Annotated in this window: 24 protein-coding genes; 14 read left to right on the forward strand and 10 right to left on the reverse strand. The window is 68.5% G+C overall.

Going from position 1 to position 25661, the window contains the following annotated elements; all coding sequences use genetic code 11:
- Positions 1–163 precede the first annotated feature (163 nt).
- The 6 genes from rpmI (at position 164) to PSV00_RS08720 (ending at position 5504) form a co-directional block, all read left to right on the forward strand.
- The gene (gene rpmI, locus PSV00_RS08695) at positions 164–361 is read left to right on the forward strand and encodes a 50S ribosomal protein L35 (protein WP_300446132.1); all 198 of its coding nucleotides are present in this window, start codon (positions 164–166) and stop codon (positions 359–361) included.
- Positions 362–470: 109 nt separating this feature from the next.
- Positions 471–827, forward strand: coding sequence for a 50S ribosomal protein L20 (rplT, locus tag PSV00_RS08700; protein ID WP_300446134.1), 357 nt, complete (start codon positions 471–473; stop codon positions 825–827).
- A gap of 139 nt (positions 828–966) precedes the next feature.
- Entirely contained in the window at positions 967–1170 is a 204-nt protein-coding gene (locus PSV00_RS08705) for a dodecin family protein (RefSeq protein WP_300446136.1), read from the forward strand.
- A gap of 77 nt (positions 1171–1247) precedes the next feature.
- Positions 1248–2324, forward strand: coding sequence for a phenylalanine--tRNA ligase subunit alpha (gene pheS / locus PSV00_RS08710; RefSeq protein ID WP_300446138.1), 1077 nt, complete (start codon positions 1248–1250; stop codon positions 2322–2324).
- 9 nt (positions 2325–2333) lie between these two features.
- Positions 2334–4742 (forward strand): phenylalanine--tRNA ligase subunit beta, encoded by a 2409-nt coding sequence (pheT, locus tag PSV00_RS08715; RefSeq protein WP_300446140.1) that lies wholly within the window; start codon positions 2334–2336, stop codon positions 4740–4742.
- Positions 4743–4886: 144 nt separating this feature from the next.
- A complete protein-coding gene (locus PSV00_RS08720) occupies positions 4887–5504 on the forward strand; it encodes an EipA family protein (protein ID WP_300446142.1) in 618 nt (205 codons plus the stop codon).
- Positions 5505–5570: 66 nt separating this feature from the next.
- Here the strand turns inward: PSV00_RS08720 and PSV00_RS08725 are convergent, their stop codons facing one another.
- The 4 genes from PSV00_RS08725 to glmS all read right to left on the reverse strand — a co-directional run bounded on the left by PSV00_RS08725 (position 5571) and on the right by glmS (position 10590).
- Complete coding sequence (locus PSV00_RS08725; protein WP_300446144.1) at positions 5571–6491, reverse strand: SDR family oxidoreductase; 921 nt, start codon at positions 6489–6491, stop codon at positions 5571–5573.
- A 5-nt stretch (positions 6492–6496) separates the two neighbouring features.
- Positions 6497–7729, reverse strand: a complete 1233-nt coding sequence (locus PSV00_RS08730; RefSeq protein ID WP_300446146.1) for an NAD-dependent epimerase/dehydratase family protein — start codon at positions 7727–7729, stop codon at positions 6497–6499.
- Between the two features lie 75 nt (positions 7730–7804).
- A complete protein-coding gene (locus PSV00_RS08735) occupies positions 7805–8683 on the reverse strand; it encodes a UTP--glucose-1-phosphate uridylyltransferase (RefSeq protein ID WP_300446148.1) in 879 nt (292 codons plus the stop codon).
- Between the two features lie 92 nt (positions 8684–8775).
- Positions 8776–10590, reverse strand: coding sequence for a glutamine--fructose-6-phosphate transaminase (isomerizing) (gene glmS / locus PSV00_RS08740; RefSeq protein WP_300446150.1), 1815 nt, complete (start codon positions 10588–10590; stop codon positions 8776–8778).
- A 166-nt stretch (positions 10591–10756) separates the two neighbouring features.
- Between glmS and glmM the strand changes: the two genes are divergently transcribed.
- The gene (glmM, locus tag PSV00_RS08745) at positions 10757–12106 is read left to right on the forward strand and encodes a phosphoglucosamine mutase (protein WP_300446152.1); all 1350 of its coding nucleotides are present in this window, start codon (positions 10757–10759) and stop codon (positions 12104–12106) included.
- Between the two features lie 379 nt (positions 12107–12485).
- On the opposite strand, the gene PSV00_RS08750 is transcribed toward glmM, so the two are convergent.
- The gene (locus tag PSV00_RS08750; protein WP_300446213.1) at positions 12486–13802 is read right to left on the reverse strand and encodes an FAD/NAD(P)-binding protein; all 1317 of its coding nucleotides are present in this window, start codon (positions 13800–13802) and stop codon (positions 12486–12488) included.
- Complete coding sequence (locus PSV00_RS08755) at positions 13789–15288, reverse strand: phosphomannomutase/phosphoglucomutase (RefSeq protein WP_300446154.1); 1500 nt, start codon at positions 15286–15288, stop codon at positions 13789–13791. Before PSV00_RS08755 ends, PSV00_RS08750 begins: the two co-directional genes overlap by 14 nt.
- A 176-nt stretch (positions 15289–15464) precedes the next feature.
- Here PSV00_RS08755 and gpmA point away from each other — a divergent pair, with 176 nt between their 5' ends.
- From gpmA to PSV00_RS08770, 3 genes are all read left to right on the forward strand, one after another.
- Positions 15465–16178 carry a 2,3-diphosphoglycerate-dependent phosphoglycerate mutase gene (gpmA, locus tag PSV00_RS08760; protein WP_300446158.1) on the forward strand — a complete coding sequence of 238 codons (714 nt, stop codon included), beginning with the start codon at positions 15465–15467 and terminating at the stop codon, positions 16176–16178.
- The gene (locus PSV00_RS08765) at positions 16175–16804 is read left to right on the forward strand and encodes a bifunctional diaminohydroxyphosphoribosylaminopyrimidine deaminase/5-amino-6-(5-phosphoribosylamino)uracil reductase RibD (protein WP_300446160.1); all 630 of its coding nucleotides are present in this window, start codon (positions 16175–16177) and stop codon (positions 16802–16804) included. The genes gpmA and PSV00_RS08765 overlap by 4 nt, the downstream gene beginning before the upstream one ends.
- 64 nt (positions 16805–16868) lie before the next feature.
- Positions 16869–18149: a pentapeptide repeat-containing protein gene (locus tag PSV00_RS08770; RefSeq protein ID WP_300446162.1), complete on the forward strand. Its 1281-nt coding sequence runs from the start codon at positions 16869–16871 to the stop codon at positions 18147–18149.
- Positions 18150–18224: 75 nt separating this feature from the next.
- Here PSV00_RS08770 and PSV00_RS08775 read toward each other — a convergent pair whose 3' ends face one another.
- Positions 18225–18695, reverse strand: a complete 471-nt coding sequence (locus tag PSV00_RS08775; protein ID WP_300446164.1) for an Hsp20 family protein — start codon at positions 18693–18695, stop codon at positions 18225–18227.
- Positions 18696–18963: 268 nt separating this feature from the next.
- On the opposite strand from PSV00_RS08775, the gene PSV00_RS08780 reads away from it, so the two are divergent.
- The 3 genes from PSV00_RS08780 (at position 18964) to PSV00_RS08790 (ending at position 21850) form a co-directional block, all read left to right on the forward strand.
- Positions 18964–19749 (forward strand): methyltransferase, encoded by a 786-nt coding sequence (locus tag PSV00_RS08780; RefSeq protein ID WP_300446166.1) that lies wholly within the window; start codon positions 18964–18966, stop codon positions 19747–19749.
- 122 nt (positions 19750–19871) lie between these two features.
- Complete coding sequence (locus tag PSV00_RS08785) at positions 19872–20762, forward strand: methyltransferase (protein ID WP_300446168.1); 891 nt, start codon at positions 19872–19874, stop codon at positions 20760–20762.
- Positions 20759–21850, forward strand: a complete 1092-nt coding sequence (locus PSV00_RS08790; RefSeq protein ID WP_300446170.1) for an alpha/beta hydrolase — start codon at positions 20759–20761, stop codon at positions 21848–21850. The genes PSV00_RS08785 and PSV00_RS08790 overlap by 4 nt, the downstream gene beginning before the upstream one ends.
- A 40-nt stretch (positions 21851–21890) precedes the next feature.
- Here PSV00_RS08790 and hisN read toward each other — a convergent pair whose 3' ends face one another.
- A complete protein-coding gene (gene hisN / locus PSV00_RS08795; RefSeq protein ID WP_300446172.1) occupies positions 21891–22688 on the reverse strand; it encodes a histidinol-phosphatase in 798 nt (265 codons plus the stop codon).
- Between the two features lie 74 nt (positions 22689–22762).
- Complete coding sequence (locus PSV00_RS08800; protein ID WP_300446174.1) at positions 22763–23143, reverse strand: helix-turn-helix transcriptional regulator; 381 nt, start codon at positions 23141–23143, stop codon at positions 22763–22765.
- 186 nt (positions 23144–23329) lie between these two features.
- Between PSV00_RS08800 and PSV00_RS08805 the strand changes: the two genes are divergently transcribed.
- The gene (locus PSV00_RS08805) at positions 23330–23569 is read left to right on the forward strand and encodes a GlsB/YeaQ/YmgE family stress response membrane protein (RefSeq protein WP_300446176.1); all 240 of its coding nucleotides are present in this window, start codon (positions 23330–23332) and stop codon (positions 23567–23569) included.
- Between the two features lie 83 nt (positions 23570–23652).
- On the opposite strand, the gene typA is transcribed toward PSV00_RS08805, so the two are convergent.
- Positions 23653–25485, reverse strand: coding sequence for a translational GTPase TypA (gene typA, locus PSV00_RS08810; protein WP_300446178.1), 1833 nt, complete (start codon positions 25483–25485; stop codon positions 23653–23655).
- Positions 25486–25661 lie beyond the last annotated feature (176 nt).

Genomic DNA, 25661 nt, shown 5'->3' on the forward strand with positions numbered 1-25661 from the left:
CCAGACTCATCTTGCCTTCCGTTCAGGCCTGGCCTACAAGCCGCGCCTTCGCGTACCGAACCGCCGGGCTTACAGGCATGCCTGGGCGGTTCTTAATCAAGGGTCTGCACCCCGGGGGCTCACAAGGTCCAAGGGGCGATAGCCCACTCAAAAGAGAGTAGAAATGCCCAAGTTGAAGACGAAGTCAGGCGCAAAAAAGCGCTTCAAATTCACGGCGACCGGCAAGGTCAAGTCCGGTGTGGCAGGCAAGCGTCACCGCCTGATCAGCCACAACAGCAAATATATCCGCCAGAACCGTGGCACCAAGCTGATGGCCGCCGCCGACGTCAAGAAGATCAAATCCTACATGCCCTACGCCTGATCGGCGTAGCGGTTCGACCTGATCTTCTTTCACTGAATTTGAACACTGCCCCCGACATCGCCGAGCGCCACGAGCGCCGCGTCAGGGGCCCAGACAAGGATAAAGCCACATGGCTCGCGTCAAAAGGGGCGTAGTTTCCCACGCCAAGCACAAGAAGGTTCTGGCCCAGGCCAAGGGCTTCTACGGCCGCCGCAAGAACACCATCCGCGCCGCCAAGGCCGCGGTCGATCGCGCCGGGCAATATGCCTATCGTGACCGTCGGACCAACAAGCGCAATTTCCGCTCGCTCTGGATCCAGCGCATCAACGCCGCTGCCCGGGCCGAAGGCTTCACCTATTCCCAGTTCATGCACGGACTGGACAAGGCCGGCATCGAGCTGGACCGCAAGGTCCTCGCCGCCCTGGCCATGGACGGCACCGGCTTCAAGGACATCGCTGACAAGGTCCGCGGCGCGCTCGCCGCCTGATCTGTCGGACGATCTGAAGACACAGACGCCCGCTCCGGGGAACCGGGGCGGGCGTTTTCCGTTGGCCCAGGGTCCCCGGCGTACGGTTCAGACCGTCCGACGCTACGTCGCGACCGGGTCGAATCTCACGGAGCCCTCCATGTCCATCGCCCGAGTCACCGAAATCACCTCCTCCTCGGCCACCAGTTTCGAGGATGCCGTCACCCAGGGCATCGCCCGGGCCGACAAGACGCTGAAGAATGTCGAGGGGGCCTGGATCCAGGACCAGAAGGTCGTCGTCCGCGGCGGCAAGATCGTCGAATACCGCGTCAATATGAAGATCACCTTCATCCTCAACGACTGAGCCGTCGCGCCCCGGGCCGCTTCGGTCCGGGGCAAAGGCTTTGCGTGACGGCGTCGGCGGGTTAGACGGTCGGCACCATGACTGATCTCGCCCAACTCGAACTCGACCTCATCAACGCCATCGGCGGGGCCGCCACCGTGGCCGCCGTCGAGGACCTGCGCGTCGCCGCCCTCGGCAAGTCCGGCACCATCTCCGGCCTGCTCAAGGGCATGGGGGCCATGAGCCCCGACGAGCGCCGCGAACAGGGGCCGAGGCTGAACGGTCTGCGCGACCGCGTTCAGGCCGCCCTGGTTGCCCGCAAGGCCGAACTGGAAGCCGCCGAGCTGGACGCCCGCCTGCTGGCCGAACATGTCGACCTGACCCTGTCGGCCCGGCCGCGTCGCAAGGGCAGCGTCCATCCGACCATGCAGGTGATGGACGAGATGATCGCCGTCTTCGCCGACATGGGCTTTGCCGTGGCCGAGGGCCCGGACATCGAGGACGATTTCCACAATTTCACCGCCCTGAATTTCCCGCCCAAACACCCGGCCCGGGAAATGCACGACACCTTCTTTCTCAAGCCCGACCCCGGGACCGGCGAGCGCAAGGTGCTGCGCACCCATACGTCGCCCGTGCAGGTGCGCACGATGATGTCGCAGACGCCGCCGATCCGCATCATCGCGCCCGGCCGCACCTTCCGGAAGGATTCGGACGCCACCCATACGCCGATGTTCCACCAGATCGAGGGTCTGGTGATCGACCGCGACATCCACATGGGCCATCTGAAGACGACCCTGACCAATTTCATCGCCCGCTTCTTCGAGGTCGACGACGTCGACGCCCGCTTCCGCCCGCACCATTTCCCCTTCACCGAACCCTCGGCCGAGATGGATATCCGCTGCGACCGCTCGGGCGGTCAGCTGAAGCTGAACGAGGGTACCGACTGGCTCGAGATTCTGGGCTGCGGCATGGTCCACCCCAATGTGCTGCGCAACTGCGGCATCGATCCCGATGAATACCAGGGCTTCGCCTTCGGCATGGGCGTCGACCGGCTGGCCATGCTGAAATACGGGGTGTCCGACCTGCGCCCGATGTTCGAGGCCGATACCCGCTGGCTGGCCCACTATGGCTTCTCCGCCTTCGCGGCCCCGAATGCCGCCAGCGGCCTGAGCTGAGGACACGACATGAAATTCACCCTGTCCTGGCTCAAGGATCACCTTGAGACCGAAGCCCCTGTCGCCGACATCGCCGCCGCCATGACCATGGCCGGGCTTGAGGTCGAGCACGTCACCGACCCGACCGCGGCCATGGCCCCCTTCACCGTCGCCCGGATCGTTGAGGCGGTGCAGCATCCCAATGCCGACCGCCTGCGCGTCTGCCAGGTCGAGACCGTCGACGGCATGAAGGAGATCGTCTGCGGTGCGCCCAACGCCCGTGCGGGACTGGTCACCATCTATGCCCCGATCGGGGCCTTTGTGCCCGGTCTGGGCGTCACCCTGGTCGAGAAGCCGGTGCGTGGCGTGGTCTCCAACGGCATGCTCTGCTCGGCGGGCGAGCTGGAACTGGCCGGTGACAGCGACGGCATCCTCGACCTTGATGACAGCCTCAGGGTCGGCACCCCGGCCGCCGAGGTGTTCGGGGCCGAGCCGGTCATCGATTTCGAGGTCACCCCCAACCGGCCCGACTGGCTCGGTGTCGCCGGCATCGCCCGCGACCTGTCCGCCGCCGGCCTCGGCCCGCTGAAGACCCCGGCCATTGATCCGGTGCCCGGCACCTTCCCGTCGCCTATCACGGTGCGGATCGACGCTCCCGACCTGTGTCCGGTCTTCGCCGGGCGGATGATCCGTGGCGTGAAGAACGGCCCGTCGCCCGAATGGCTGCAGGCCCGGCTGACCGCCATCGGCCTGCGGCCGATCAACCGGCTGGTCGATATCACCAACCTGATCACCTACGACCGCTGCCGGCCGCTGCACGTCTATGACGCGGCCCATCTGGTCGGTGGCGAGATCGTCGTACGCGCCGGACAGGTCGCGACCGATTCCGGCGAGCCCGAACATCTGATCGCGCTGGACGGCAAGACCTATGCGGCCGACCCCGCCGTCTGCGTCATCGCCGATGCGGCGGGCGAGCGCCCGATCGGCCTCGGCGGCGTCATGGGCGGCGAGTCGACCGGCTGTTCCGACGCGACCACCGACGTCTTCCTCGAGAGCGCCTGGTTCGACCCGATCGTCACGGCCCAGACCGGTCGGACCCTCGGCATCAATTCCGACGCCCAGTACCGCTTCGCCCGCGGCGTCGATCCGGCCTCGGTCGTACCCGGCCTGGAACTGGCCACCCGGCTGATCCTCGACCTGTGTGGCGGCGAACCGTCCGGGGTCGTGGTCACCGGACAGGCCCCGGCTAACCCGGCCGCCTTCGCCTTCGACCCCGCCTATGTGCAGCGCCTGTCCGGCCTGTCCCTGACCGAAGACCGGATCGCCGAAATTCTGCTGGCGCTCGGCTTCAGCCTGACCCGCGGCACGCCCTGGTCGGTGACGCCGCCGTCGTGGCGGCGCGACGTCGAGGGACCGGCCGACCTGGTCGAGGAGGTCGCCCGGATCGAGGGCTTCGACGCCCTGCCGGACACGCCCCTGCCGGACATGCCCACCGCTTCGAAGGGGGTGCTCAACCCGCGTCAGGCCCGCGTCCGTCTGGCCCGCCGCGCCCTGGCGGGTCTCGGCTATGCCGAGGCCGTGACCTGGTCCTTCACCCGCCGCGCCATCGCCGAAATGTTCGGCGGCGGTGATGAGCGGCTGGTGCTCGAGAACCCGATCGCCGCCGACCTCGACTGCATGCGGCCGTCGATCCTGCCCAACCTGATCCAGGCGGCGGCCCGCAACGCGGCCCGCGGCCATCCCGACGCCGCCCTGTTCGAGATCGGCCCCGTCTATCTGGGCGATGGTCCCGGCGACCAGCGCACGGCCATCGCCGGCCTGATCGCGCCGCATCCGGCCCGCCACTGGGCCGGGGCGGGCGAGGATGCCCTGTTCGCCCTCAAGGGCGACCTGCTGGCCCTGCTGGAGCAGATCGGGGCCCCGGTGGCCTCGATGCAGCTGAACCAGGGCCAGAACCGCGACTGGTGGCACCCCGGCCGTTCGGCCCGGCTGCAACTGGGTCCCAGGACCGTTATCGCCGAATTCGGGGCCCTGCATCCGCGCGTGCTCAAGGCGCTGGACGCCGACGGCCCGATGCTGGCCTTCGAGATCGTGCTGGACTCGGTGCCCGAACCGCGCGGCAAGGGCGGCAAGGCCCGTGGCCCCGCCAGCCTCGCCAATCTAATGCCCCTGACCCGCGACTTCGCCTTCCTGGTCGCCGACGGCACAGCCTCGGCAGACCTGGTCCGGGCGGTCACCGGAGCCGACAAGACCCTGATCACAGAGGTCCGGGTGTTCGACCTGTATCGCGGCCCCGGCGTGCCCGAGGGCAGGGTCTCGATGGCGCTGGAGGTGGTGATCCAGCCGCGCGAGGCGACCCTGACCGAGGCCGAGATCGAGGCCCTGTCGGCGAAGATCGTGGCGGCGGCGGAAAAAACCGGCGCGACCCTGCGGGCCTGAGGCCCGCTGACAGGGATGAGCGGCGGCGCGGCAAGGTTCCGTTAACCTTGGGGCCGCAAGTCTGCCGTAAAAGGCGGTGACCCTGTGGGTCCGGTCGCGAGTCGCGTGGCCGACCGTCTCCGTCGACAGCCAGAGAGTCCCGCCATGCATCGTCGTCAACTGATCCTGTCCGGTCTCGCCGCCACCGCCGCCGGATCCGCGCTCGGCGCCTGCGCCTCGGGCCCGCGTCAGCCGTCCGAGCCCAGCTATCCGATCTCGTCCGACGCCCAGGCCCCGGCCTATACCGCCGACGAACTGATCGCCGCCGGATCGCGCGAACTGGGCATCGCCGCCGAGGCCATGGGCAGCGCCATCGAACGGGTCTTCGCCGAACAGGGCGACCGTCCCACCGCCTATATCGCCGGTGAGGAGGGGGCCGGGGCCGCCGGCATCGGCCTGCGCTACGGCCGCGGGGCCCTGCATATGAAGGACCTTTCGGCCTCGCAGGAGGTGTTCTGGCAGGGTATCTCGATCGGCTGGGACGTCGGTGGCAATGCCAGCCGCGTCTTCACCCTGGTCTATGGCCTGTACCAGCCCGACGCCCTGTACCGCCGCTACCCCGGGGTCGAGGGCAGCGCCTATCTGATCGGCGGCCTCGGTGTGAACTACCAGCAGGCCGACGGCATCGTCCTGGCCCCGATCCGCACCGGCGTCGGCCTGCGCCTCGGTGCCAATGTCGGCACCATGGCCTACAGCCGCCAGCGCAACCTGCTGCCGTTCTGACCGGTCGGCGGGGCTTTTGTCCCGCCTGTCCCGCTTATCGCCGGATTGTACCGGATGTGGCCACGGTCATGTCCCTGTTGTCTCCGTTTGGCCCGGCCCGCGATCCGCGTTGGCGATGAGCATTTCCAGACCCTCGCGGTAGCTGGGATAGCGCGGGCACCAGCCCAGCTCGGCCTTGGCCCGGGCGTTCGAAATCCGCTTCGAGTCCAGATAGAAGCGCCGCATCCCTTCGCTGACCGACGGGTCGGTCCAGTCGACCTCGGGCGGGCGCGGCAGGCCCAGCCGCTCGGCCGTCCAGGCGGTCACCGTCTCGGCGGCACACGGCTCGTCATCGGTCAGATTATAGGCGGCCCCCGGCCGGGGCCGCGCCATCGAGGCGAACAGGCCGGACACCACGTCATCGACATGAACGCGGTTGAACACCTGGCCGGGCTTGCGCACCAGCCGGGCCGTGCCGTCGCGCAGCCGTTCGATCGCCGACCGCCCGGGTCCGTACAGGCCGGGCAGGCGGAAGACCTGCACCGTCAGCCCCATCCCCTGTCCGGCGTCCAGCCAGTCCTGTTCGGCCCGCACCCGGCGCGCGCCTTCCAGGCTGGCGGCGTTCAGGGCGTCGTCCTCGAACACCCAGCCTCCGTCGCGATCGCCATAGACGGCGGTCGAGGAGACATAGCCGATCCAGTCCGGCCACGATCCCGAGGCCGCCAGGGCCGGGATCAGGTCGCTCGCGCCGGGGCAGCCCCCGGCCTCGGGCGGGGCGGTGACCAGGATGGCGGAGGCTCCGGCCACGGCTGTCTGCACGGCGGCCGCGTCGGTCGGGTCCAGCGGGGTGATGCCGGCTTCGGCCAGCCGCGCGCGGCGTCCGGCATCGCGCGAGGTGGCGATCACATGGCCGCCCCGGGCCAGCACGGCCCGGGCCACGGCCTGACCCAGCCAGCCGCCGCCATAGATCAGCAGGGACGCGGGGACGGCGGGCTCTGGACGGGCCATCCGGGTCAGGCGCTGCGCGCTGTGGAGGGCCGGGGGGCGGGCACGACCGCCGGGCCGGCCTGGACCGCCTCGGCCCGGGCGCTGTTCCACGACGAGACGCACGGCACCTTGCCCAGGTCGGCGCGGTCGGCATAGCGGCGGGCGATGCCGGTGACCTCGTCCAGCAGCCCCTGGGCCAGGGTGATCGGCTTCAGCCCCAGGTCGCGGAACTGGTCATTGGCCACGACCAGGTCGTTCTCGTCGGCCTCGAGGCGCGGATTGGGCACATTGCTGACCGTGGCCCCGGTCACACCGGCGATCATCGCCGCCAGGTCGCGCACCCGGTGGCTCTCGGTCATCTGGTTCAGGATCTTGACCCGGTCGCCACGCCTGGGCGGATTGGCCAGGGCCAGTTCGACGCAGCGCACCGTGTCCTGCAGATGGATGAAGGCCCGGGTCTGGCCGCCGGTGCCGTGCACCGTCAGCGGATAGCCGACCGCCGCCTGCATCAGGAACCGGTTCAGCACCGTGCCGTAGTCGCCGTCATAGTCGAACCGGTTGATCAGCCGCTCGTCCTGCCGGGTCTCCTCGGTCTGGGTGCCCCAGACGATGCCCTGGTGCAGGTCGGTGACGCGCAGCCGGTCGTTCTTGACGTAGAACTGGAACAGCAGGGCGTCCTGGGTCTTGGTCATGTGATAGATCGAGCCCGGATTGGGCGGGAACAGGATTTCCTGCTCGGTCGGGCCGTTGTCGGTGTCGACCGTGACCTTCAGATAGCCCTCGGGGATGCGCAGGCCGGCGGTGGCATAGCCATAGACCCCCATGGTCCCCAGGTGGGCCAGATGCACGTCCAGCCCGCTCTCGACGATGGCCGCCAGCAGATGGTTGGTGGCGTTGATGTTGTTGTCGACCGTGTACAGCTTGTGCCGCGCCGACTTCATCGAATAGGGCGCGGCGCGCTGTTCGGCGAAATGCACCACGCTGTCGGGCTTCAGCTCGCGGATCAGGGCGACCAGCCGGTCGAACTCCTTGCCGACGGTCATGTTGACGAAATCGATGGTCTTGCCGGACACGTCTTTCCAGGCCGCGATCCGCTCGCCCATGGTGCGGATCGGCGTCAGCGACTGGACTTCCAGCTCATTGTCGATGTTGCGGCGTGACAGGTTGTCGACGACGGTCACGTCCCAGCCCCGTGCCGACAGGTGCAGCGCCGTCGGCCAGCCACAGAACCCGTCACCACCCAGAACCAGTACACGCATCTCGCTCAAACCCTCATTGCTACAGGGCTCCCTGACTAGCCCAAGCGCGGGCGCGGGCAAAGCGCAGCGGTGGACCTAGAGCAGGGCGGTGATGGCGGCGCGCGCCGCGGCCCCCAGATCGGGCCGCTTCAGCGCCAGGGCGACATTGGCCCGCAGCAGGCCGATCTTGTCGCCGCAGTCATGGGTCACGCCCTCGTATTCGACGGCGGTAAAGCCCTGGTCCTTCATCAACCGGGCCATGGCGTCGGTCAGCTGGATCTCGCCACCGGCCCCGCGTTCCTGGGTCTCGAGGATGTCGAAGATCTCCGGCTGCAGGATGTAGCGACCCGAGATCGACAGGTTCGACGGGGCACTGCCCCGGGCGGGCTTTTCGACCATCCCCTGCATGCGGATGTTGCGACCGTCGCGATCGACCGGGTCGACGATGCCGTATTTATGGGTGTCCGCGTCCGGCACGGCCTCGACGCCGATGACATTGCCGCCGACCTGGGCATAGACCCCGGCCAGCTGTTTCAGCGCGCCGGGCCGGGAATCGACGATGACGTCCGGCAGCAGCACGGCAAACGGCTCGTCACCGATGATGTCGCGGGCGCACCAGATCGCGTGGCCCAGGCCCAGCGGCTGCATCTGGCGGGTGAAGCTCATCTCGCCGGCCGTGGCCAGTTCGGCGTTCATTGCCGCCAGGATCTCGGTCTTGCCCTTGGCCAGCAGCTGGGCCTCCAGCTCGATCTGGTGATCGAAATAGTCCTCGATCGCGCCCTTCGAGCGGCCGGTGACGAAGACGATATGCTCGATCCCGGCCTCGCGGGCCTCCTCGACGATATAGCTGAGGATGGGCCGGTCGACGACGTTCAGCAGTTCCTTGGGCGTGGTCTTGGTCCCGGGCAGGACCCGGGTGCCCAGGCCGGCGACGGGCAGGACGGCCTTGCGAAGACGGCGGGGCGTGGAGGTCATGGGAGGTCCTGAGTCGGTTCTTGCGGGCACCCTAGCGCCCAATGCGAAACTTCGTACCCCTCCCGATTTCGTCGGAGCGGGCTTGAGCGCCGCTATTCCACCGTCACCGACTTGGCCAGGTTGCGCGGCTGGTCGACGTCGGTGCCCTTCTGCACGGCCGTGTAATAGGCCAGCAGCTGCATCGGCACCGCATAGACCAGCGGCGCGATCAGCGGATGACAGTCGGGGGCGGCGATGCGGCGGATGCCGGCCCCGTGCGGATCGGGGGCGCGGGTCGGGGCGATCATGATCACCGGACCGCCGCGCGCGGCCACCTCCTGCAGGTTGGAGGCGGTCTTCTCGAACACATCGTCCATCGGGGCCAGGGCCACGATCGGGGTGAATTCGTCGACCAGGGCGATGGGGCCGTGCTTCAGCTCGCCGGCGGCATAGCCCTCGGCGTGGATATAGCTGATCTCCTTCAGCTTCAGCGCCCCCTCCATGGCCAGGGGGAACATCGGCCCCCGGCCCAGGAAGATGACGTCGGTCGCCTTGGCGATGTCGACGGCGACCTCGCGCAGGTCGCCGTCCATCTGCAGGGCCTCGGCGATCAGGCGCGGGGCCTCGAACAGGGCCTTGACCAGTTCGGCCTCGGTGGGGGCGTCAATCCGACCGCGGGCGACGCCGGCGGCGACGGCCAGGGCCAGCAGGGCCGCGACCTGGGCGGTGAAGGCCTTGGTCGAGGCGACGCCGATCTCGGGGCCGGCATGGGTCGGCCACAGCAGCGACGCCTCGCGGGCCATCGACGAGGAATGGACATTGACCAGGGCGGCGGTCTTCAGCCCGTGCGCCTTGCACCAGGCCAGACAGGCCAGGGTGTCGGCCGTCTCGCCCGACTGGGACACGGCCACGGCCAGGGTTCCCGGGGTCACGGCCGGTTCGCGGTAGCGGAACTCCGAGGCGATCTCGACGTCGCACGGCAGACCCGCCAGCCGCTCGAAGGCATAGCGGCCGATCTGGCCGGCATAGAAGGCGGTGCCGCAGGCGACGATCTGGATGCGGTCGATGGCGGTGAAGTCGATGGCGGGGGTCTTGGCCCGGCCGTTCACGAAGTCCAGATATTCCGACAGGGTCCGCTGCACGCTGTCGGGCTGCTCATGGATCTCCTTCTCCATGAAATGCCGGTATTCGCCCTTCTCGACCATGGCCGAGGAGGCCGAGACCTGGACGATCGGGCGTTTCACCTCGGTCCCGTCGACATCGAACATCCGCGCGCCGTCCCGGCTGACGGCGACGTAGTCGCCCTCTTCCAGATAGCTGATCTTCTGGGTGAAGGGGCCGACCGCCAGGGCGTCCGAGCCCAGATACATCTCGCCCTCACCCCAGCCGACCACCAGCGGGCTGCCGCGCCGGGCCCCCAGGATCAGCCCGTCCTCGCCCTCGATCAGCACCGCCAGGGCATAGGCCCCGGTCAGCCGGTCCAGCACGGACTTGAACGCCGTCACGGGATTGGTGTCCGTCTTCAGGGCCTCATCCAGCATATGGGCCACGACCTCGGTGTCGGTCTGGCTCTCGAACACGCGGCCGGCCACGGCCAGCTCGGACTTCAGCTCGGCGAAATTCTCGATGATGCCGTTGTGGACCAGCACGACCCGCCCGGCCTGGTGCGGATGGGCATTGGTCGTGGTCGGGGCCCCGTGGGTGGCCCAGCGGGTGTGGCCGATGCCGATGGTCGCCGCCAGCGGCTCGGCCAGCAGAACGGCCTCCAGCTCGCGGATCTTGCCCTTGGCGCGGCGACGTTCGATTCGGCCGTCGACCAGGGCGGCGATCCCGGCCGAGTCATAGCCGCGGTATTCCAGCCGCTTCAGGCTGTCGATGATCCGCGGGACCGCAGGGCCGGTACCGGTGACTCCGATGATGCCGCACATGATGTCTTTCCCCGGAAATTGATGACCGCTGCTTTGCGCGCCGGTGCCTGACGGTCTAATCCGGCACGGAAGGTCCGGTTGCGCATCTAGGCGATCTGCAGCCTTGAGGCATCTGAATTGCGGTTTCGCAAGGTTTCCATACCGGCGACGCCACGGGAGAACCCCTTTGGGCGAGAGACGCTATTTCGGCACTGACGGCATTCGCGGCCGGGCCAATACCTATCCGATGACCCCCGAGGTGGCCCTGCGCGTCGGCCTCGCCGCCGGCCGTCTGTTCATGTCCGGCAACGAGCGTCGCCATCTGGTCGTGATCGGCAAGGACACCCGTCTGTCGGGCTATATGATCGAACCGGCCCTGGTCGCCGGCTTTGCCAGCGCCGGTATGGACGTCCTGACCTTCGGACCGCTGCCGACGCCCGGCGTGGCCATGATGACCCGGTCGATGCGCGCCGACATCGGGGTGATGATCTCGGCCTCGCACAACAGTTTCGTCGACAACGGCATCAAGCTGTTCGGTCCGGACGGCTACAAATTGTCGGACGAGGTCGAGCTGAAGATCGAATCGATGATGGACACGGCCCTGGACGAGGGTCTGGCCGCGCCGGAAAAACTGGGTCGCGTCAAACGGATCGACGACGCCCAGGCCCGCTATATCGAGATCGCCAAGGCCAGCTTCCCCAAGGCCCTCAGCCTGCAGGGCCTGCGCATCGCCATCGACTGCGCCAACGGCGCCGGCTACCGCGTCGCCCCGACCACCCTTTATGAGCTGGGGGCCGAGGTCTTCCCGATCGGGGTCAACCCGGACGGGCTGAACATCAATGCCGAATGCGGCTCGACCTATCCGATGGCCCTGGCGGCGGCGGTCCGCAATCACGGGGCCGACATCGGCATCGCCCTGGACGGGGACGCCGACCGGCTGATCATCTGCGACGAGCATGGCAAGGTCGTCGACGGCGACCAGATCATGGCCCTGGTCGCCCGCGACTGGGCCCGGCGCGGCCTGCTGACCGGCGGGGGTGTCGTCGCCACCGTCATGTCCAACCTCGGGCTGGAGCGTGGCCTGCTGGCCGACGGCCTGACCCTGGAGCGGACCAGGGTCGGCGATCGCTATGTGATGGAACGGATGCGCTCGGGCGGGTTCAACCTCGGCGGTGAACAGTCGGGCCACATCATCCTGCATGACTATGCCACCACCGGCGACGGCCTGATGTCGGCCCTGCAGGTCCTGGCCGTCATGGTCGAGAGCGGCCGCAAGATGAGCGATCTGGCCCGACAGTTCGAGCCGGTGCCGCAACTGCTCCAGAACGTGCGCTACAGCGCCGGTCGGCCGCTGGAGTCCGCTGCGGTCAAGGCGGTCATGGCCGACGGCGAGGCCCGCCTCGCCGGAACCGGCCGGCTTCTGGTGCGCAAGTCCGGCACCGAGAAACTGATCCGCGTGATGGCCGAGGGCGACGATCCGGCCCTGGTCGAGAGCGTGGTCACCGACATCGTCGCGGCGATCGAGGCGGTCGGCTAGGCTCCCTCCACCCGCCTCAGGTGTTGCATCACCGTACAGCGATCCAGCGACGGCTCGGCCGCGCACAGCTGTACGGGCGGGCGGCTCGAGACCGGCGCGACGGTCCGGTGGGATTTCGCCGACTTCCCCGGGGCCTTTCCGGTCGAGGTGATCGAGGTTGTTCAGGACCGGAAGATCGTGCTGCGCGGGGCCGGTGCCGAAGGCCTGGATGACGGCCACACGACCGTGACCCTGACCTTTGCCCCGCTCGACGACGGCTGGACGCCAACCCCGGCCGGACTGAGGGCCTCCTACGGCAACTGCGCCGGCTGGACCCAGATGCTGTCGGCCCTGAAGGCCTGGGTCGAATATGACATCAACCTGCGTGAGGGGCCTACCGCTAGGCCGTCAGGGCCGCCGCCACGGCCTCGACCCGCTGGCGGATGTCAGGCACGGCGATCGTCTCCCAGAAGGCGGCCCGGGCCGGGGGACCCAGCACGAACAGCCGGGAATCCGGCCTGCCGTCTGCCCCCAGCACGCGCCCGTCGCCATCCAGATCCAGGCCCAGACCCAGGGCGTCCAGCCGCGCCCGTCCGTTGCTGATCAGCGGGCCGGTCAGCGGGTCCCGCGCCGGATCGTGGCCGGGGCCGGTGCAGTCGATCAGCCAGCCACCCGTAAGGGTCTCCCCCATTGTCGCATGACGCGGCATCCAGTGCAGGCTCACCGCGTCGCCTACCGGCGCGATCCGCCGTACCCGGCCGGCCACGACCTGCAGCCGTCCGTCCGCCACCAGCCCGTCGATGGCCCCGGCCACGACCGGGGCGAGGCGATGGCGATGCACGTCCCACCACGGCCGCAGATGCCGCACCAGCCGCGCCCGCACCGCCGGGTCGGTCTCGCGCCACAGGTCGGCGGTGACCGGCCTCAACCCGTCCATCATCGACCGCCAGCCCCCGGAACCGGCCAGCCGTCGTCCGTCGCCCAGTCGCCGCGAGGCCGGGCCCGCGACCATGCCGGGGGTGGGGGCGATCGGCACCTCATGATGGACCCGGTGGGCCCGGGGCAGCAGGCCCCGGCGCGACAGGGCGGTGGCCCGGCCACGCCAGCCGCCCGCCGTCAGCTGCAGCAGCATGTCGACCATGGTCAGGCCCGTGCCGATGATCAGGATGTCTTCGCCGGCCCCGATCCGTGACAGGGTCCCGGGGGCCCAGGGGTCGCTCAGGACACGATCATTGGCCGCCCCGCCCGCTGCCGTCCGCGGCGCGGGGTTGCCGGTCGCCAGCACCACGGCCCCGGCGGTGACGACCCGGCCGTCGGCCAGCCGCACAGCCTCGACCTCCAGCGCCACGACCTCGCCGACGATCCGCTCGATCCGTCCCGGATGGGCCGCCTCGGCCGCCGCCAGCCGGTCCTGCACATAGAGGCCGAACAGCCGGCGCGGCGCGAAGCCGTCCGGGTCCGCGCATGCCGGATGCCGCTCCCGGACCCAGTCGAGGAAGTCGTCCGGCCGGGCCTCGACCGCGCTCATCCGGCTGGTGCGCACATTCAGCAGATGGCCGTCGAACGGGGTCGCATAGGCGACGCCCAGGCCGAAGTCCGGGCTGCGGTTGATCAGGGTCGAGGCGACGCCGCTGCCGGCCAGCCGCACGGCCAGCATGGCCCCGGAAAACCCCCCGCCGACGATGGCGACGGACCGTATGGGTTCAGATTTCCTGATTGTAGGCCCCGATCTCGGGGTATTTCGCCAGCCGCGGCTTTACCTCGTCGTGGAACAGGGCCCGCATGTCGTCGGCCGAGCGCATGCTCTCGACCACCACCACCAGTTCCGGCTTGTTGGACGAGGCCCGCACCAGCACCCAGGATCCGTCCTCCAGGTGCACCCGCACGCCGTTGACGGTAATGGCCTCGACGATCTTGCGCCCCAGGATCGACCCGCCCGCCGCCGCCAGCGCCTCGTAGCCGGCGACGATCCGCTCCAGCACCTCATATTTCAGCTCGTCGTCGCAATGCGGGCTCATGGTCAAACTGGTCCAGGCGTCGGGCAGGGCCGCCTTCAGCTCGGACAGTTTTTTCCCGGGGTTGCGGTCCAGCATGGCCAGGATGGCCCCGGCGGCGACGATGCCGTCGTCATAGCCCCGGCCGATCGGGGCGTTGAAGAAGAAATGGCCCGACTTCTCAAACCCGGCCAGGGCTCCCAGTTCGGCGGTCTTGCGCTTGATATAGCTGTGGCCGGTCTTCCAGTAGACGGTGTCCGCCCCATTGGCCTTCAGCACCGCGTCGGTCTTGTACAGGCCGGTCGATTTCACATCGACGACGAAGGTGGCATCGGCGTGCAGGGCCGACAGGTCGCGGGCCAGCATCAGGCCGATCTTGTCGGCGAAGATCTCCTCGCCGGTGTCGTCGACCACGCCGCAGCGGTCGCCGTCGCCGTCAAAGCCCAGGGCCAGGTCGGCCCCGGTTTCCCGCACCCGCTGCGCCATCTGGCTCAGCATGGCGTGGTCCTCGGGGTTGGGATTGTATTTGGGGAAATTATAGTCGAGCTCGGTGTCCATCTCGATCACCTCCACCCCCATGCGGCGCAGGGCCTCGGGGGCGAAGGCCCCGGCCGTGCCGTTGCCGCAGGCGGCCACCACCTTCAGCGGCCGGGTCAGTTTCACCCCGGTGGTGACCTCGTCCAGATAACGGTCGCGGAAGCCCTCGACCCGTTCCAGCCGTCCGCCGGGCCGGGCCACGCCCTGGCCCTCCAGCACGATGGTCTTCAGCCGCCCGATCTCGTCGGGGCCGAAGGTCAGGGGCGGATTGGCCCCCATCTTGACCCCGGTCCAGCCGTTCTCGTTGTGGCTGGCGGTGACCATGGCCACACAGGGGGCATCCAGCGCGAACTGGGCGAAATAGGCGGTCGGCGACAGGGCCAGGCCGATGTCCAGCACCTCCATCCCGCCTTCCAGCAGGCCGAGGATCAGGGCCTGTTTCACGCTCAGCGAATAGGAGCGGTAGTCGTGACCGACCACGATGCGCGGCCGGGTCCCGACCTCATGGACATAGGTGGCCAGGCCCAGGCCCAGGGCCTGCAGGCCCAGCAGGTTGATCTCCGTGTCCAGGATCCAGCGCGCGTCATATTCGCGGAACCCCGTCGCCTTCACCAGCGGTATGGTCTCGTAGTCGGCGGTATTGGCGCGAAGGTCGGAACGGGGCTTTTGCATGGACGGAGCCTTGAATGAGACCGGACTGGGGCTGGCTATAGGACACCCGGGGCAGGGCCAACAACAACGCCGGTCGCCGGTGACGGCTCCCTCGTCCCGACAGCGGCTGCGCCGGGGTCGCCTTGACCCGGCGCGCACCCGGTCCTACGCCCCGTCTATTGCTCCGGAGACCCTGTATGCCCCGTCTGATCCTGTTGCGTCACGGCCAGAGCCAGTGGAACCTCGAGAACCGCTTCACCGGCTGGGTTGACGTCGACCTGACCGCCCAGGGCGAGGCCGAGGCCCGTCACGGCGGTGAACTGATCGCCGCGGCCGGCTTCAAGCCCGATGTGATGTTCGTCTCGGTGCTGAAACGGGCCAAACGGACCGGGGCCCTGGCCCTGCAGGCCGCCGGTCTCAAGGATATCCCGACCGTCGAGGACTGGCGGCTGAACGAGCGCCACTACGGCGGCCTGACCGGGCTCAACAAGGCCGAGACGGCGGAAACGCACGGCGAGGACCAGGTGCGTATCTGGCGTCGCAGCTACGATGTACCGCCACCACCCCTGGCCCCGGGCGGGGCCTATGATTTCCATGCCGATCCCCGCTACGCCGGCCAGCCCATTCCCGACACCGAGAGCCTGAAGATCACGCTCGAACGGGTCCTGCCCTACTGGACCGACACCATCGCCCCGCGCCTCCGGGCCGGCGAGGATGTGCTGATCGTCGCCCACGGCAATTCGCTGCGGGCCATCGTCAAACACCTGTTCCAGGTGCCGGACGACCGGATCGTCGCGGTCGAGATTCCGACCGGCAATCCGCTCGAGATCGATCTCGACGCCGGGCTGAAGCCGGTCGCCGCCCGTTATCTCGACACGGACCGGGCCCAGGCCCTGCCGGTGATGCCGTGAACGACGCCGCCGCCGATCTCGGCTTCATGCGCCGGGCCATCGACCTGGCCCTGGCCCGGATGGGCGACACCTGGCCCAATCCGGCCGTTGGCTGCGTCATCGTAAGTGACGGGGTGATGGTGTCCGAGGCCGCGACCGCCGCCGGCGGCCGTCCCCACGCCGAGGAACAGGCCATTCCCGCTGCCGGCGACCTGGCCCGGGGTGCAACCGCCTATGTGACGATGGAGCCCTGTGGTGCGCGATCGTCGGGGCGGACCTCCTGTGCCCAGTTTCTGGTCGAGGCCGGTATCGCCCGGGTGGTGGTGGCGGCCGTCGATCCGTCGCCCTTCGCCTCGGGACGCGGCATCGAACGCCTGCGCCAGTCAGGACTGACGGTCGAGACCGGCCTGCTCAGTGATGACGCGGCCGTCCTGTACGAAGGCTATCTGCACCGGCTCGAAACCGGCCGGCCGATGGTCCGGATCAGCGAGGAAGGGGCCGGGTTCGATGCCCGTTTCGCCGCCTCGCCCCGGGCCGACCTGGGCATGGAGCTGAAACGCCTCGGCGAGGCGGGCTATACGCGCCTGTGGACCGGTCCCGGCGAGCTGGCGGATGCCCTGGCTGAACAGGGCCTGCTGACCGCTTGAGTCTGAAGACAAAAACCGGGATTTCCGCAAGTCTTCGTTAAGTGAAGGGGTTCATCATGAATCCATGCCTGCGCCCTCGCCAGATGCCACTCGCCGCCGCCTGACCCAGCCCGAGCTGGACGCAGTCTGCGCGCGGCATGATCGCCTTTGGCAGGCCAGGCCTGGCGGCGCGCGCGCGGTCTTCGCCTGGATGGACCTCAGCGGCCTGAGCATGGCGGGGCGCAACCTCGCTGACGCCGATTTCTCGGCCGCCTGTATGATCGGCTGTGATCTGACCGGGGCGCGGCTCGACAACGCCACCTTCTTCGGCTCGGACATGCAGGACGTGATCCTGGTCGAGGCCAGCCTGCGCCGCGCCGACCTGCGCGGGGCCTGTCTGCGCGGGGCCGACCTGTCCGGTGCCGACATGTTCGAGGCTGATTTGCGCGAAGGCACCATCGCCGCCGCCGATTCCCGGCTCGGCTTCCGGGTCGTCGAGTCGAAATCCCGGGCCGATACCCAGGCCCAGGGGGCCTGTCTGGCCGGGGCCAATCTGCAGCGGTCCAAGCTGACCGGAATCATCGCCGTCTCGGCCGACTTCACCGATGCGATCATGAAGGACTGCAAACTGGTCCGGGCCAATCTGAAACAGGCCAGCTTCCGCGGGGCGGATCTGGCCGGGGCCGACCTGTCCGGGGCCGACCTTTCCGGGGCCGATCTGCGTGACGCCATCCTGGTCGGGGTCAAGGTGGACATGTGGCGCACCGACGGGGCCAATATGGAGGGGGCCCTGACCGACCATCGCTCGTCGGGGGCACCGGTCGCGGTCATGCCGGCGGCCGATATGCTGGGGGCCCATGCGCGCTGGTGCGACACCGGCGGGGCCGAGGGTCAGCCCTCGGTGTTCGACGGCGTCGACCTGCGGGCCCTGAAATCGATCACCGGACTCAATCTGACGGCCCTGTCGGCCCGTGGCGCGGTCTTCTACGGCCTCGACATGGCCGGGGTGCAGCTCCAGGGCGCGCATCTCGAGGATGCCGACCTGCGTTCGGCCAACCTCCAGGGGGCCGACCTGCGCGGGGCCCGACTGGCCCGGGCGCGCCTCAACGGGGCGGATATGCGCGGGGCCCAGCTGGGACCGCTGATGCTGGCCGTCGACCGGCTGTTGCCGGCTGATCTGACCGGGGCCTGCCTGCGCGGAACGGACCTGACGGGGGCGGATCTGCGGCGGGCGGTATTGACCGGGGCGGACCTGTCCCGCGCCATCCTGCACGGGGCCCAGTTGCGGCAGGCCGAACTGACCGACGCTGTCGTGACCGGGGTCCGGGGCCTGGAAGTGCCCGACGCGCCCGAGGTCGCCGCCTGATACGAAACAGGGGGCGGCGCGAACGCCACCCCCTTCAGTCCGATGTCCGTCGGAGTGTCGTCTCGAAACCCCGCGCTAGGCGGCCTTGGTCTTGGGCTTGCGGCCCTCGATCAGCGGTGCAGCGGTGCCGATCTCGATACGACGAGGCTTCAACGCCTCAGGCAGCTCGCGGTTCAAATCAATGCTCAGAAGACCGTTGACCAGATCAGCCCGGGTCACGATGACATAGTCCGCCAGCTGGAACCGTCGCTCGAAATCGCGCTCGGCCAGGCCGCGGTGCAGATAGGTGCGGCCGTCGCTGTCGTCATTGGCCGTCTTGCGACCGGTGACGGTGAGCAGGTTTTCCTTCACCTCGAGAGTCAGTTCGTCAGGGCTGAAGCCGGCGACGGCGATCTCGATGCGATAGGCGTTCTCGCCCGTGGTCTCGATATTGTAGGGCGGCCAGCCGCCGGGCTCGCCGGTTCGGGCGGCCGTCTCCAGCTGATGGGCCAGCCGGTCAAAGCCGACGGCGGAACGGTAGAGCGGAGTGAAATCATAGGCACGCATGGGTCATCCTCCTGGGGATCAGCAAGGTTGAGCCGCCCGGCGAATTTGCCCCGGACGGCGGTGGGGATCAGGCCGTGACGGTCCCTGGTGGGCCCCGTCGGGTCTGGAGAGCCCGAAACCGGCGCTCTCGGAGTCCGATGTGGGAAGCGTCTTTCCCGGGTCAAGGGGCAGGGTCAAACGGGCGACGATGTTCGGGATCGTGACTTGCCCCGCCCGCCATGCGTCGTATGAAACGCCCTGCCTGTCCTTCCCCTTCCGGAGTTCGCCCATGCGTCTGCTCGCCCTCGTCCTGTCCACCGCCCTGATCCTGCCCGCGGTTGCCGTCGCCGAAACCGGCCCCACCGCTGCCCGGGCCGGCCATGGGCCTCTGGCCATGGTTCCGCCGGTTCCGCAGGAGGATGAGCTGCTGCGGTCTGTGATCGCCGCCCCGTCCCGTCCGGCGGCCGACGTGGCCCGCGACGCCGCGCGTCATCCGTTCGAGACCCTGACCTTCTGGGGCCTGACCCCCGGCCAGACCGTGGTCGAGATCGAGCCCGGCGCGGCCGGCTGGTGGCGTGGTATCCTCGAGCCCTATGCCCGCGACAGCGGCGGTCGTTATGTCGCCGTCAACCGGCCGGGCGACGGCATGGGGGTGGCCGACGGGGCCGCTGATCTGGTCGTCGTCGCCCGGGCCTTGCACAACTGGGCCCGGGACGGTCGCACCGACCCCTATATGGCGGCCTTCTTCCAGGCCCTGAAGCCCGGTGGTGTGCTGGCGGTCGAGCAACACCGCAGTCCCGGCGACCTGGATGTCTCGGTCACGGCACCGACCGGCTATGTCTCCGAATCCTATGTGATCGAGGCGGCCCAACGGGCCGGATTTGTCCTCGACGCCCGCAGCGAACTGAATGCCAATCCGCGCGATGACCACGCCCATCCGTTCGGTGTCTGGACCCTGCCGCCGGTACGGCGCTCGTCCGGACAGGGCCGCACCCTGACCCCGGCCGAGCGGGCAGCCTTCGATGCCGTCGGCGAAAGCGACCGCATGACCCTGCGGTTCCGCAAACCGGGCTGAGCCGGTGGTCGTTTTGACGATGGCGGCGAACGTGGTTAATCCAGCCTTGTCGAGGTCGGTGGCTGGAACGCGGATCGACGGCACGGGGGAATTGTATGCTTGAGTCTTGGCAGGACCGGCGAATGGTCGCGTCGCGTCGCGGTATGCTTCTCGGAGCCTCTGCCGTCGTCCTGACGGGCCTGGCGGCCTGCGGTCGCGGCAAGAAGGCCGAGGTGCCGGTCGTCGAGGACGCGCCGTCGGGGCCGCCGGCGGGCTCGCTGGAATGGGCGATCGCCGGCGACTGGCGGGTCCAGGACCGGGGCCGCGACGCCGCCCGCCATCCGATGGAAACCCTGCGGTTCTTCGGCCTGCAACCGAACATGACCGTGGTCGATTTCTGGCCGGGCAGTGGCTGGTACACCGAAATCCTCGCCCCCTATCTGGCGCGCGGCGGTGGCACCTATTATGCGGCGGGCTTCCAGACCGGCGGTGGCGACGATCCGGCCCAGTCGGCCCTGATGGCGGCCTTCCAGACCCATTTCACCGCCGACCGCAAACTGTACGGCGAGCTCAAATTCAGCGCCTTCGGCCCCACCAGCGGCCCCGTGGCCCCGGCGGGGACGGCGGACCTGGTCCTGTTCATGCGCAACATCCACGCCTGGATGGCGGCCGGCGTGGCCGAGAAGGCCTTTTCCGACGCCTATGCGGCCCTGCGGCCCGGCGGGACCCTCGGGATCGAGCAGCATCGCCTGGCCCCGGATGAGGACCAGGATCCCGCGGCCGCCAACGGCTACGTCCAGGAGGCCTTCGTCCGGCAGCTGGCCGCCGAGGCCGGTTTCATCTTCGTCGCGTCTTCGGAAATCAACGCGAATGAAAGGGATACCAAGGATCATCCGTTCGGCGTCGACACCCTGCCGCCCCAGAGTTTGACGGCACCGCGGGGCCAGACGCCCGATCCGACGTTCGATCGGAAGAAATATGATGAGATCGGTGAGAGCGATCGCATGACCTTGAAGTTCAGGAAGCCCGAGTGAACCGTGCTGTCGCCTATGCCGCCAACGCCCCCCTGATGGGTGTGCCAGGCGCCGCCCCCCCGCCCGGCGGACAGGGGGAGTGGTTCCGTGGAGCCGGTGGTCTGCGACTGCGCGCCGCCCTGTGGACGCCCTCGAGCCTGGTCGCCGCCAAGCCGCGGGGGACTGTGGTCCTCAGCACCGGTCGCACCGAGCCGATCGAGAAATATTTCGAACTGATCGGCAATCTGCTGGCCCGCGGCTTCTGTGTCCTGGCCCATGACTGGCGCGGCCAGGGTCTGTCGGCCCGGTTGCTGCCGGACCGGCTCAAGGGCCATGCCCGGGCGGTCGAGGAGTTTCTGGACGATTATGGCCGCCTGCTGGAAGCCTTCGAGACCCGCGCGCCCAAGCCGTGGATCATGCTGGGCCATTCGATGGGGGCGACGCTCAATCTGATGACGCTTGAGGCCGGCGAGACCCGGTTCTCCGGCGCGCTGATGTGCAGTCCGATGCTGCGTATCAAGACCGGCAAACGGTCGATGTGGTCGGTCAAGCTGGCCGCCCGCTGGAACCTGCGTCACGGCAAGGCCGGGGACTATGTGCTCGACGACGCCGATGATCCGTTCGACCATACCTTCGAGAATGACGCCCTGACCTCGGACGAGACCCGCTACGAGCTCTGGCGCCAGCAGCTGTACGCCTGCCCGCACCTGGCCGTCGGCGGCCCGACCTGGGGCTGGCTGGCCTTCGCCCTCGACGCCGGCGAGCGGTCCCTCAAGCCCAAGGCCCTGAAGGCGGTGAAAATTCCCGTGGCCATCGTCCAGGCCGGCGACGACGACCGGGTCTGGAAACAGACCAACAAATGGGCCGCGCGTCGGCTCAGCCGCGGCCGCTATGTCGAGGTGCCGGGATCCAGACACGAGGTCATCATGGAGACCGACGACCTGCGCGCCGTCTTCCTGGAAGAGTTCGATGCTATGGCGGCCTATGTCTCGCCGATCCAGGACCTGTCCCCGGTCGCGGCGGCACCGGTGGCCGGTCCGGCCGCGGAGCCCGCTGCGCCCCCCCTGGCCTTCCCCGAGCCGACCCGGGATTCCTCCGAGGTCGCCTGAGGCCTGATGTCCGCTGTCTGACGGTGCCGGGCCGGTGGCTTCAGGCCGCCGGTGCCAGGGCGGCCGTGCGCAGGCTGGACAGGGCCGGCTCCTGCAGGCCGGCGTCGCCGACCGCCAGAATCTGTCCGCCGTCGTTGGGCGCGCCGCCGTGCCAGTCTGTGACCTGGCCGCCCGCAGCCTCGATGACCGGCACCAGGGCCGACCAGTCCCAGACCTTCAGCCCGCTTTCGGCGACCAGATCGATATTGCCGGCGGCCAGCATCGCATAGGCATAGGCATCGCATCCCAGCCGGGCCAGGCGCGCTGCGGCGCGCACCCGGGCCCAGGCCGCGCGCTCGACCGGGGTGAACAGCTCGGGATCGGTGGTCGAGATCAGGGCCTCGTCCAGACCGGCGCAACGACGGGTCCGCAGCGCCGTCTCGGCCCCGCCCTTCAGCAGGCGTGCGCCGGAGGGGCCGCCCAGGAATATCTCGTCCAGATAGGGCTGGGCGATCGCGCCGATGCGCGGCCGGCCCGCGTGACGCAGGGCGATCAGACAGGTCCAGGACGGCAGGCCGGCGATGAAGGCGCGCGTACCGTCGATCGGATCCAGTACCCAGACGTGCTCGGCCTCGGGGCGATCCTCGCCATATTCCTCACCGATGACCCCGTGGTCAGGATAGCGGGCGGCGATCAGCCGGCGGATGGCGGCCTCGGCGGCGCGATCGGCCTCGGTGACCGGATCGAAGGCTCCGTCGGCCCCCTTGTCCTCCTGGGCGAAGACGCTGCGGAAGAAGGGCAGGGACACCCGGGCCGCTTCGCGGGCCAGGTCGACGGTGAAGGATTCAAGCTCGGTCATCGCCGGCGGCATACAGCAAGCGCCGCCGGCAAGTCACCCGTCTTGTGGGCCCGACCGGGCCCCGACGCGCCGGATCAGGCGGCGTCGCCCTCGGCATGCAGCGACTTGGCCAGGTCCAGCAGGCGGCGGCGCGGCCGTTCGCCCAGCTGGTAATAGGCCTGGATCAGGTCGAGCGTTTCCTTGCGGGAAAACATCTCGCCACCGTTCGCGCCGGCAGCCTCCTGACGTTCGATGGCCTCTTCCAGCCCGTCGTAGAAATAGCTGACCGGCGATTCCAGCGCCTCGGCCAGCTGCCACAGGCGGGCGGCCGAGATGCGGTTGGCCCCGCACTCGTATTTCTGGATCTGCTGGAAACGGATCCCGACCTGCATCGCCAGCTGTTGCTGCGTCAGGCCCAGAAGGCGACGACGACGACGCAGACGGCGTCCCAGGTGAAGATCGATATCGGTAGCCATGGCCCCAAATCCCCTTGATGTCGCGCTGTCCCGAAACGGAACGGCTCGCCTCTCATGGGGCAAGGGGCGTGCCGCGTTCGCGCGGCGGGGGAATGTCGTCGAACGGTGGATTACCAGCGCGACGCAACCGGATTGTGACCGGGGCATTTACTGCGGGAGCTTGGCTTTCAAGGAAGGGAAATCCTCATGTCTATCCTGTTCTGGATTATCGTCGGTATCATCGCGGGCTGGTTGGCCGAGCAGATCATGGGCCGTAACCACGGCCTGATCACCAATCTGATCGTCGGCGTCATCGGTGCCGTGATCGGTGGCTTCATCGCCAACGCCCTCGGCTTCACCTGGGGCGGCTGGATCGGTTCGACCATCGTCGCCACCATCGGCGCGATCGTGCTGCTGTTCCTGCTGGGACTGGTCAAACGTCGCTAGGGCGTTTGCCGTCGCCGACAAAACAAAGGGCGGCCCCGTCGGGGCCGCCCTTTTTCGTTTCCGGTCCGGATCGGGCCGCGACCCTATTCCGGGCGGGCGCGCTTCTTGCGGAAGCTCGGGTTCAGGATCTGCTTGCGCAGGCGGATCGATTTGGGCGTGACCTCGACCAGTTCGTCCTCGCCGATATAGGCGATGGCCTGTTCCAGCGACATGGCCCGCGGCGGGGTCAGGCGCACGGCCTCGTCCTTGCCCGAGGCGCGGATGTTGTTCAGCACCTTGCCCTTGATCGGGTTGACGTCGAGGTCATCCCAGCGGCTGTTCTCGCCGATGATCATGCCCTGGTAGGTCTTCTCGCCGGAGCCCACGAACATCACGCCGCGGTCCTCGAGGTTCCACAGGGCGAAGGCGGCGGTCTCGCCGTCCGAGTTGGACACCAGCACGCCCTTCAGGCGACCCTCGATCGGACCCTTGTGCGGCTCATAGTGGCTGAACACCCGGTTCAGCACGCCCGAACCGCGCGTGTCGGTCAGGAACTCGCCCTGGTAGCCGATCAGCGAGCGCGACGGGCACATCAGGCTGATGCGGGTCTTGCCGGCACCCGACGGACCCATGTCCTTGAGCTCGCCTTTGCGCGCCGACAGCTTCTCGATGACGATGCCGGTATATTCGTCGTCGACGTCGATCATGACGTCCTCGATCGGCTCCAGCTTCTCGCCGTTCTCGCCGAACTGATAGACCACCCGCGGACGCGAGATCGAGACCTCGAAGCCCTCGCGGCGCATGTTCTCGATCAGCACGCCCAGCTGCAGTTCGCCCCGGCCCGCGACCTCATAGGCGTCGCCGCCCTCGCTGGTGGTGACGCGGATGGCGACGTTGGCCTCGGCCTCCTTCAGCAGGCGGTCACGGATCACGCGCGACTGGACCTTGTCGCCTTCGCGACCGGCCAGCGGGCTGTCGTTGACCGAGACGGTCATCGAGATGGTGGGCGGGTCGATCGGCTGGGCGGGCAGGGCGTCGGTGACGTCGATGGCGCACAGGGTGTCGGCCACGGTAGCCTTGGACAGGCCCGCGATGGCGACGATGTCGCCGGCCTCGGAGCCTTCGTCCAGCGCCGTACGCTTCAGGCCGCGGAAGGCCAGAACCTTGGTGATGCGGCCGCGCTCGATTTCCTTGCCGTCACGGTCGAGGGCGTGGATGGCCATGCCGGGAATGGCCTTGCCGCTCTCGATGCGTCCGGTCAGCAGACGGCCGAGGAAGGGGTCGGACTCGATCAGCACGTTCAGCATCTGGAACGGCTTGTCCTTGTTCTCCTGAACCTTGGGCGGCGGCACATGGTCGACGATCAGGTCGAACAGCGGGGCCAGGTTGTCGTTGGGCACGTTCATGTCCAGCGTCGCCCAGCCGTTACGGCCCGAGGCGTAGATGTGCGGGAAGTCCAGCTGCTCGTCGGTCGCGCCGATGGCGGCGAACAGGTCGAAGGTCTCGTTGTGAACCCGGTCGGGGTCGGCGTGGGGACGGTCGACCTTGTTGATGCACAGGATCGGACGCAGGCCCATCTTCAGGGCCTTGGTCAGCACGAATTTGGTCTGGGGCATCACGCCCTCTTCGGCGTCGACCAGGATGACGCAGCCGTCCACCATGCCCAGGATACGCTCGACCTCACCGCCGAAGTCGGCGTGGCCGGGGGTGTCGATGATGTTGATCCGGGTCTCGCCGGCCTTCCCGTTCCACAGCACCGAGGTGCATTTGGCCAGGATGGTGATCCCGCGTTCCTTCTCCTGGTCGTTGGAGTCCATGGCGCGCTCGGTCGTCGCCTCATTGGCTCGGAACACGCCGGACTGGGCCAGAAGCTGGTCAACCAGGGTGGTCTTGCCATGGTCGACGTGGGCGATGATGGCGACGTTGCGCATATTCATTTTGATATCAGACGTGAAAAGCGGCCGGCGAACGGGATGAACCGGGCGGGCCGCGGAGAAAGAGCGACAGTTCAGGGAGCGCGCGCCTCATACAGGGACGCGCACGCAAAGGCCAGAGCGTGTGGAACACGCCGCCTGACCAATTGCCGGACCTCCTACCGGGCAAAAACGGCGAG

The organism is Brevundimonas sp. (genome assembly GCF_029945885.1).
GTDB lineage: Bacteria > Pseudomonadota > Alphaproteobacteria > Caulobacterales > Caulobacteraceae > Brevundimonas.

Excerpts from the sequence above, each read along its gene's own strand:
- PSV00_RS08800 (WP_300446174.1), bottom strand. The coding sequence starts at position 23,143 with ATGGCTACCGATATCGATCTTCACCTGGGACGCCGTCTGCGTCGTCGT.
- PSV00_RS08735 (WP_300446148.1), bottom strand. The coding sequence starts at position 8,683 with ATGACCTCCACGCCCCGCCGTCTTCGCAAGGCCGTCCTGCCCGTCGCC.
- rpmI (WP_300446132.1), top strand. The coding sequence starts at position 164 with ATGCCCAAGTTGAAGACGAAGTCAGGCGCAAAAAAGCGCTTCAAATTC.
- glmS (WP_300446150.1), bottom strand. The coding sequence starts at position 10,590 with ATGTGCGGCATCATCGGAGTCACCGGTACCGGCCCTGCGGTCCCGCGG.
- PSV00_RS08805 (WP_300446176.1), top strand. The coding sequence starts at position 23,330 with ATGTCTATCCTGTTCTGGATTATCGTCGGTATCATCGCGGGCTGGTTG.
- pheT (WP_300446140.1), top strand. The coding sequence starts at position 2,334 with ATGAAATTCACCCTGTCCTGGCTCAAGGATCACCTTGAGACCGAAGCC.
- gpmA (WP_300446158.1), top strand. The coding sequence starts at position 15,465 with ATGCCCCGTCTGATCCTGTTGCGTCACGGCCAGAGCCAGTGGAACCTC.
- PSV00_RS08780 (WP_300446166.1), top strand. The coding sequence starts at position 18,964 with ATGCGTCTGCTCGCCCTCGTCCTGTCCACCGCCCTGATCCTGCCCGCG.
- PSV00_RS08785 (WP_300446168.1), top strand. The coding sequence starts at position 19,872 with ATGGTCGCGTCGCGTCGCGGTATGCTTCTCGGAGCCTCTGCCGTCGTC.
- PSV00_RS08775 (WP_300446164.1), bottom strand. The coding sequence starts at position 18,695 with ATGCGTGCCTATGATTTCACTCCGCTCTACCGTTCCGCCGTCGGCTTT.
- PSV00_RS08705 (WP_300446136.1), top strand. The coding sequence starts at position 967 with ATGTCCATCGCCCGAGTCACCGAAATCACCTCCTCCTCGGCCACCAGT.
- hisN (WP_300446172.1), bottom strand. The coding sequence starts at position 22,688 with ATGACCGAGCTTGAATCCTTCACCGTCGACCTGGCCCGCGAAGCGGCC.
- PSV00_RS08755 (WP_300446154.1), bottom strand. The coding sequence starts at position 15,288 with ATGCAAAAGCCCCGTTCCGACCTTCGCGCCAATACCGCCGACTACGAG.
- pheS (WP_300446138.1), top strand. The coding sequence starts at position 1,248 with ATGACTGATCTCGCCCAACTCGAACTCGACCTCATCAACGCCATCGGC.
- typA (WP_300446178.1), bottom strand. The coding sequence starts at position 25,485 with ATGAATATGCGCAACGTCGCCATCATCGCCCACGTCGACCATGGCAAG.
- PSV00_RS08770 (WP_300446162.1), top strand. The coding sequence starts at position 16,869 with ATGCCTGCGCCCTCGCCAGATGCCACTCGCCGCCGCCTGACCCAGCCC.
- PSV00_RS08725 (WP_300446144.1), bottom strand. The coding sequence starts at position 6,491 with ATGGCCCGTCCAGAGCCCGCCGTCCCCGCGTCCCTGCTGATCTATGGC.
- rplT (WP_300446134.1), top strand. The coding sequence starts at position 471 with ATGGCTCGCGTCAAAAGGGGCGTAGTTTCCCACGCCAAGCACAAGAAG.
- PSV00_RS08720 (WP_300446142.1), top strand. The coding sequence starts at position 4,887 with ATGCATCGTCGTCAACTGATCCTGTCCGGTCTCGCCGCCACCGCCGCC.
- PSV00_RS08730 (WP_300446146.1), bottom strand. The coding sequence starts at position 7,729 with ATGCGTGTACTGGTTCTGGGTGGTGACGGGTTCTGTGGCTGGCCGACG.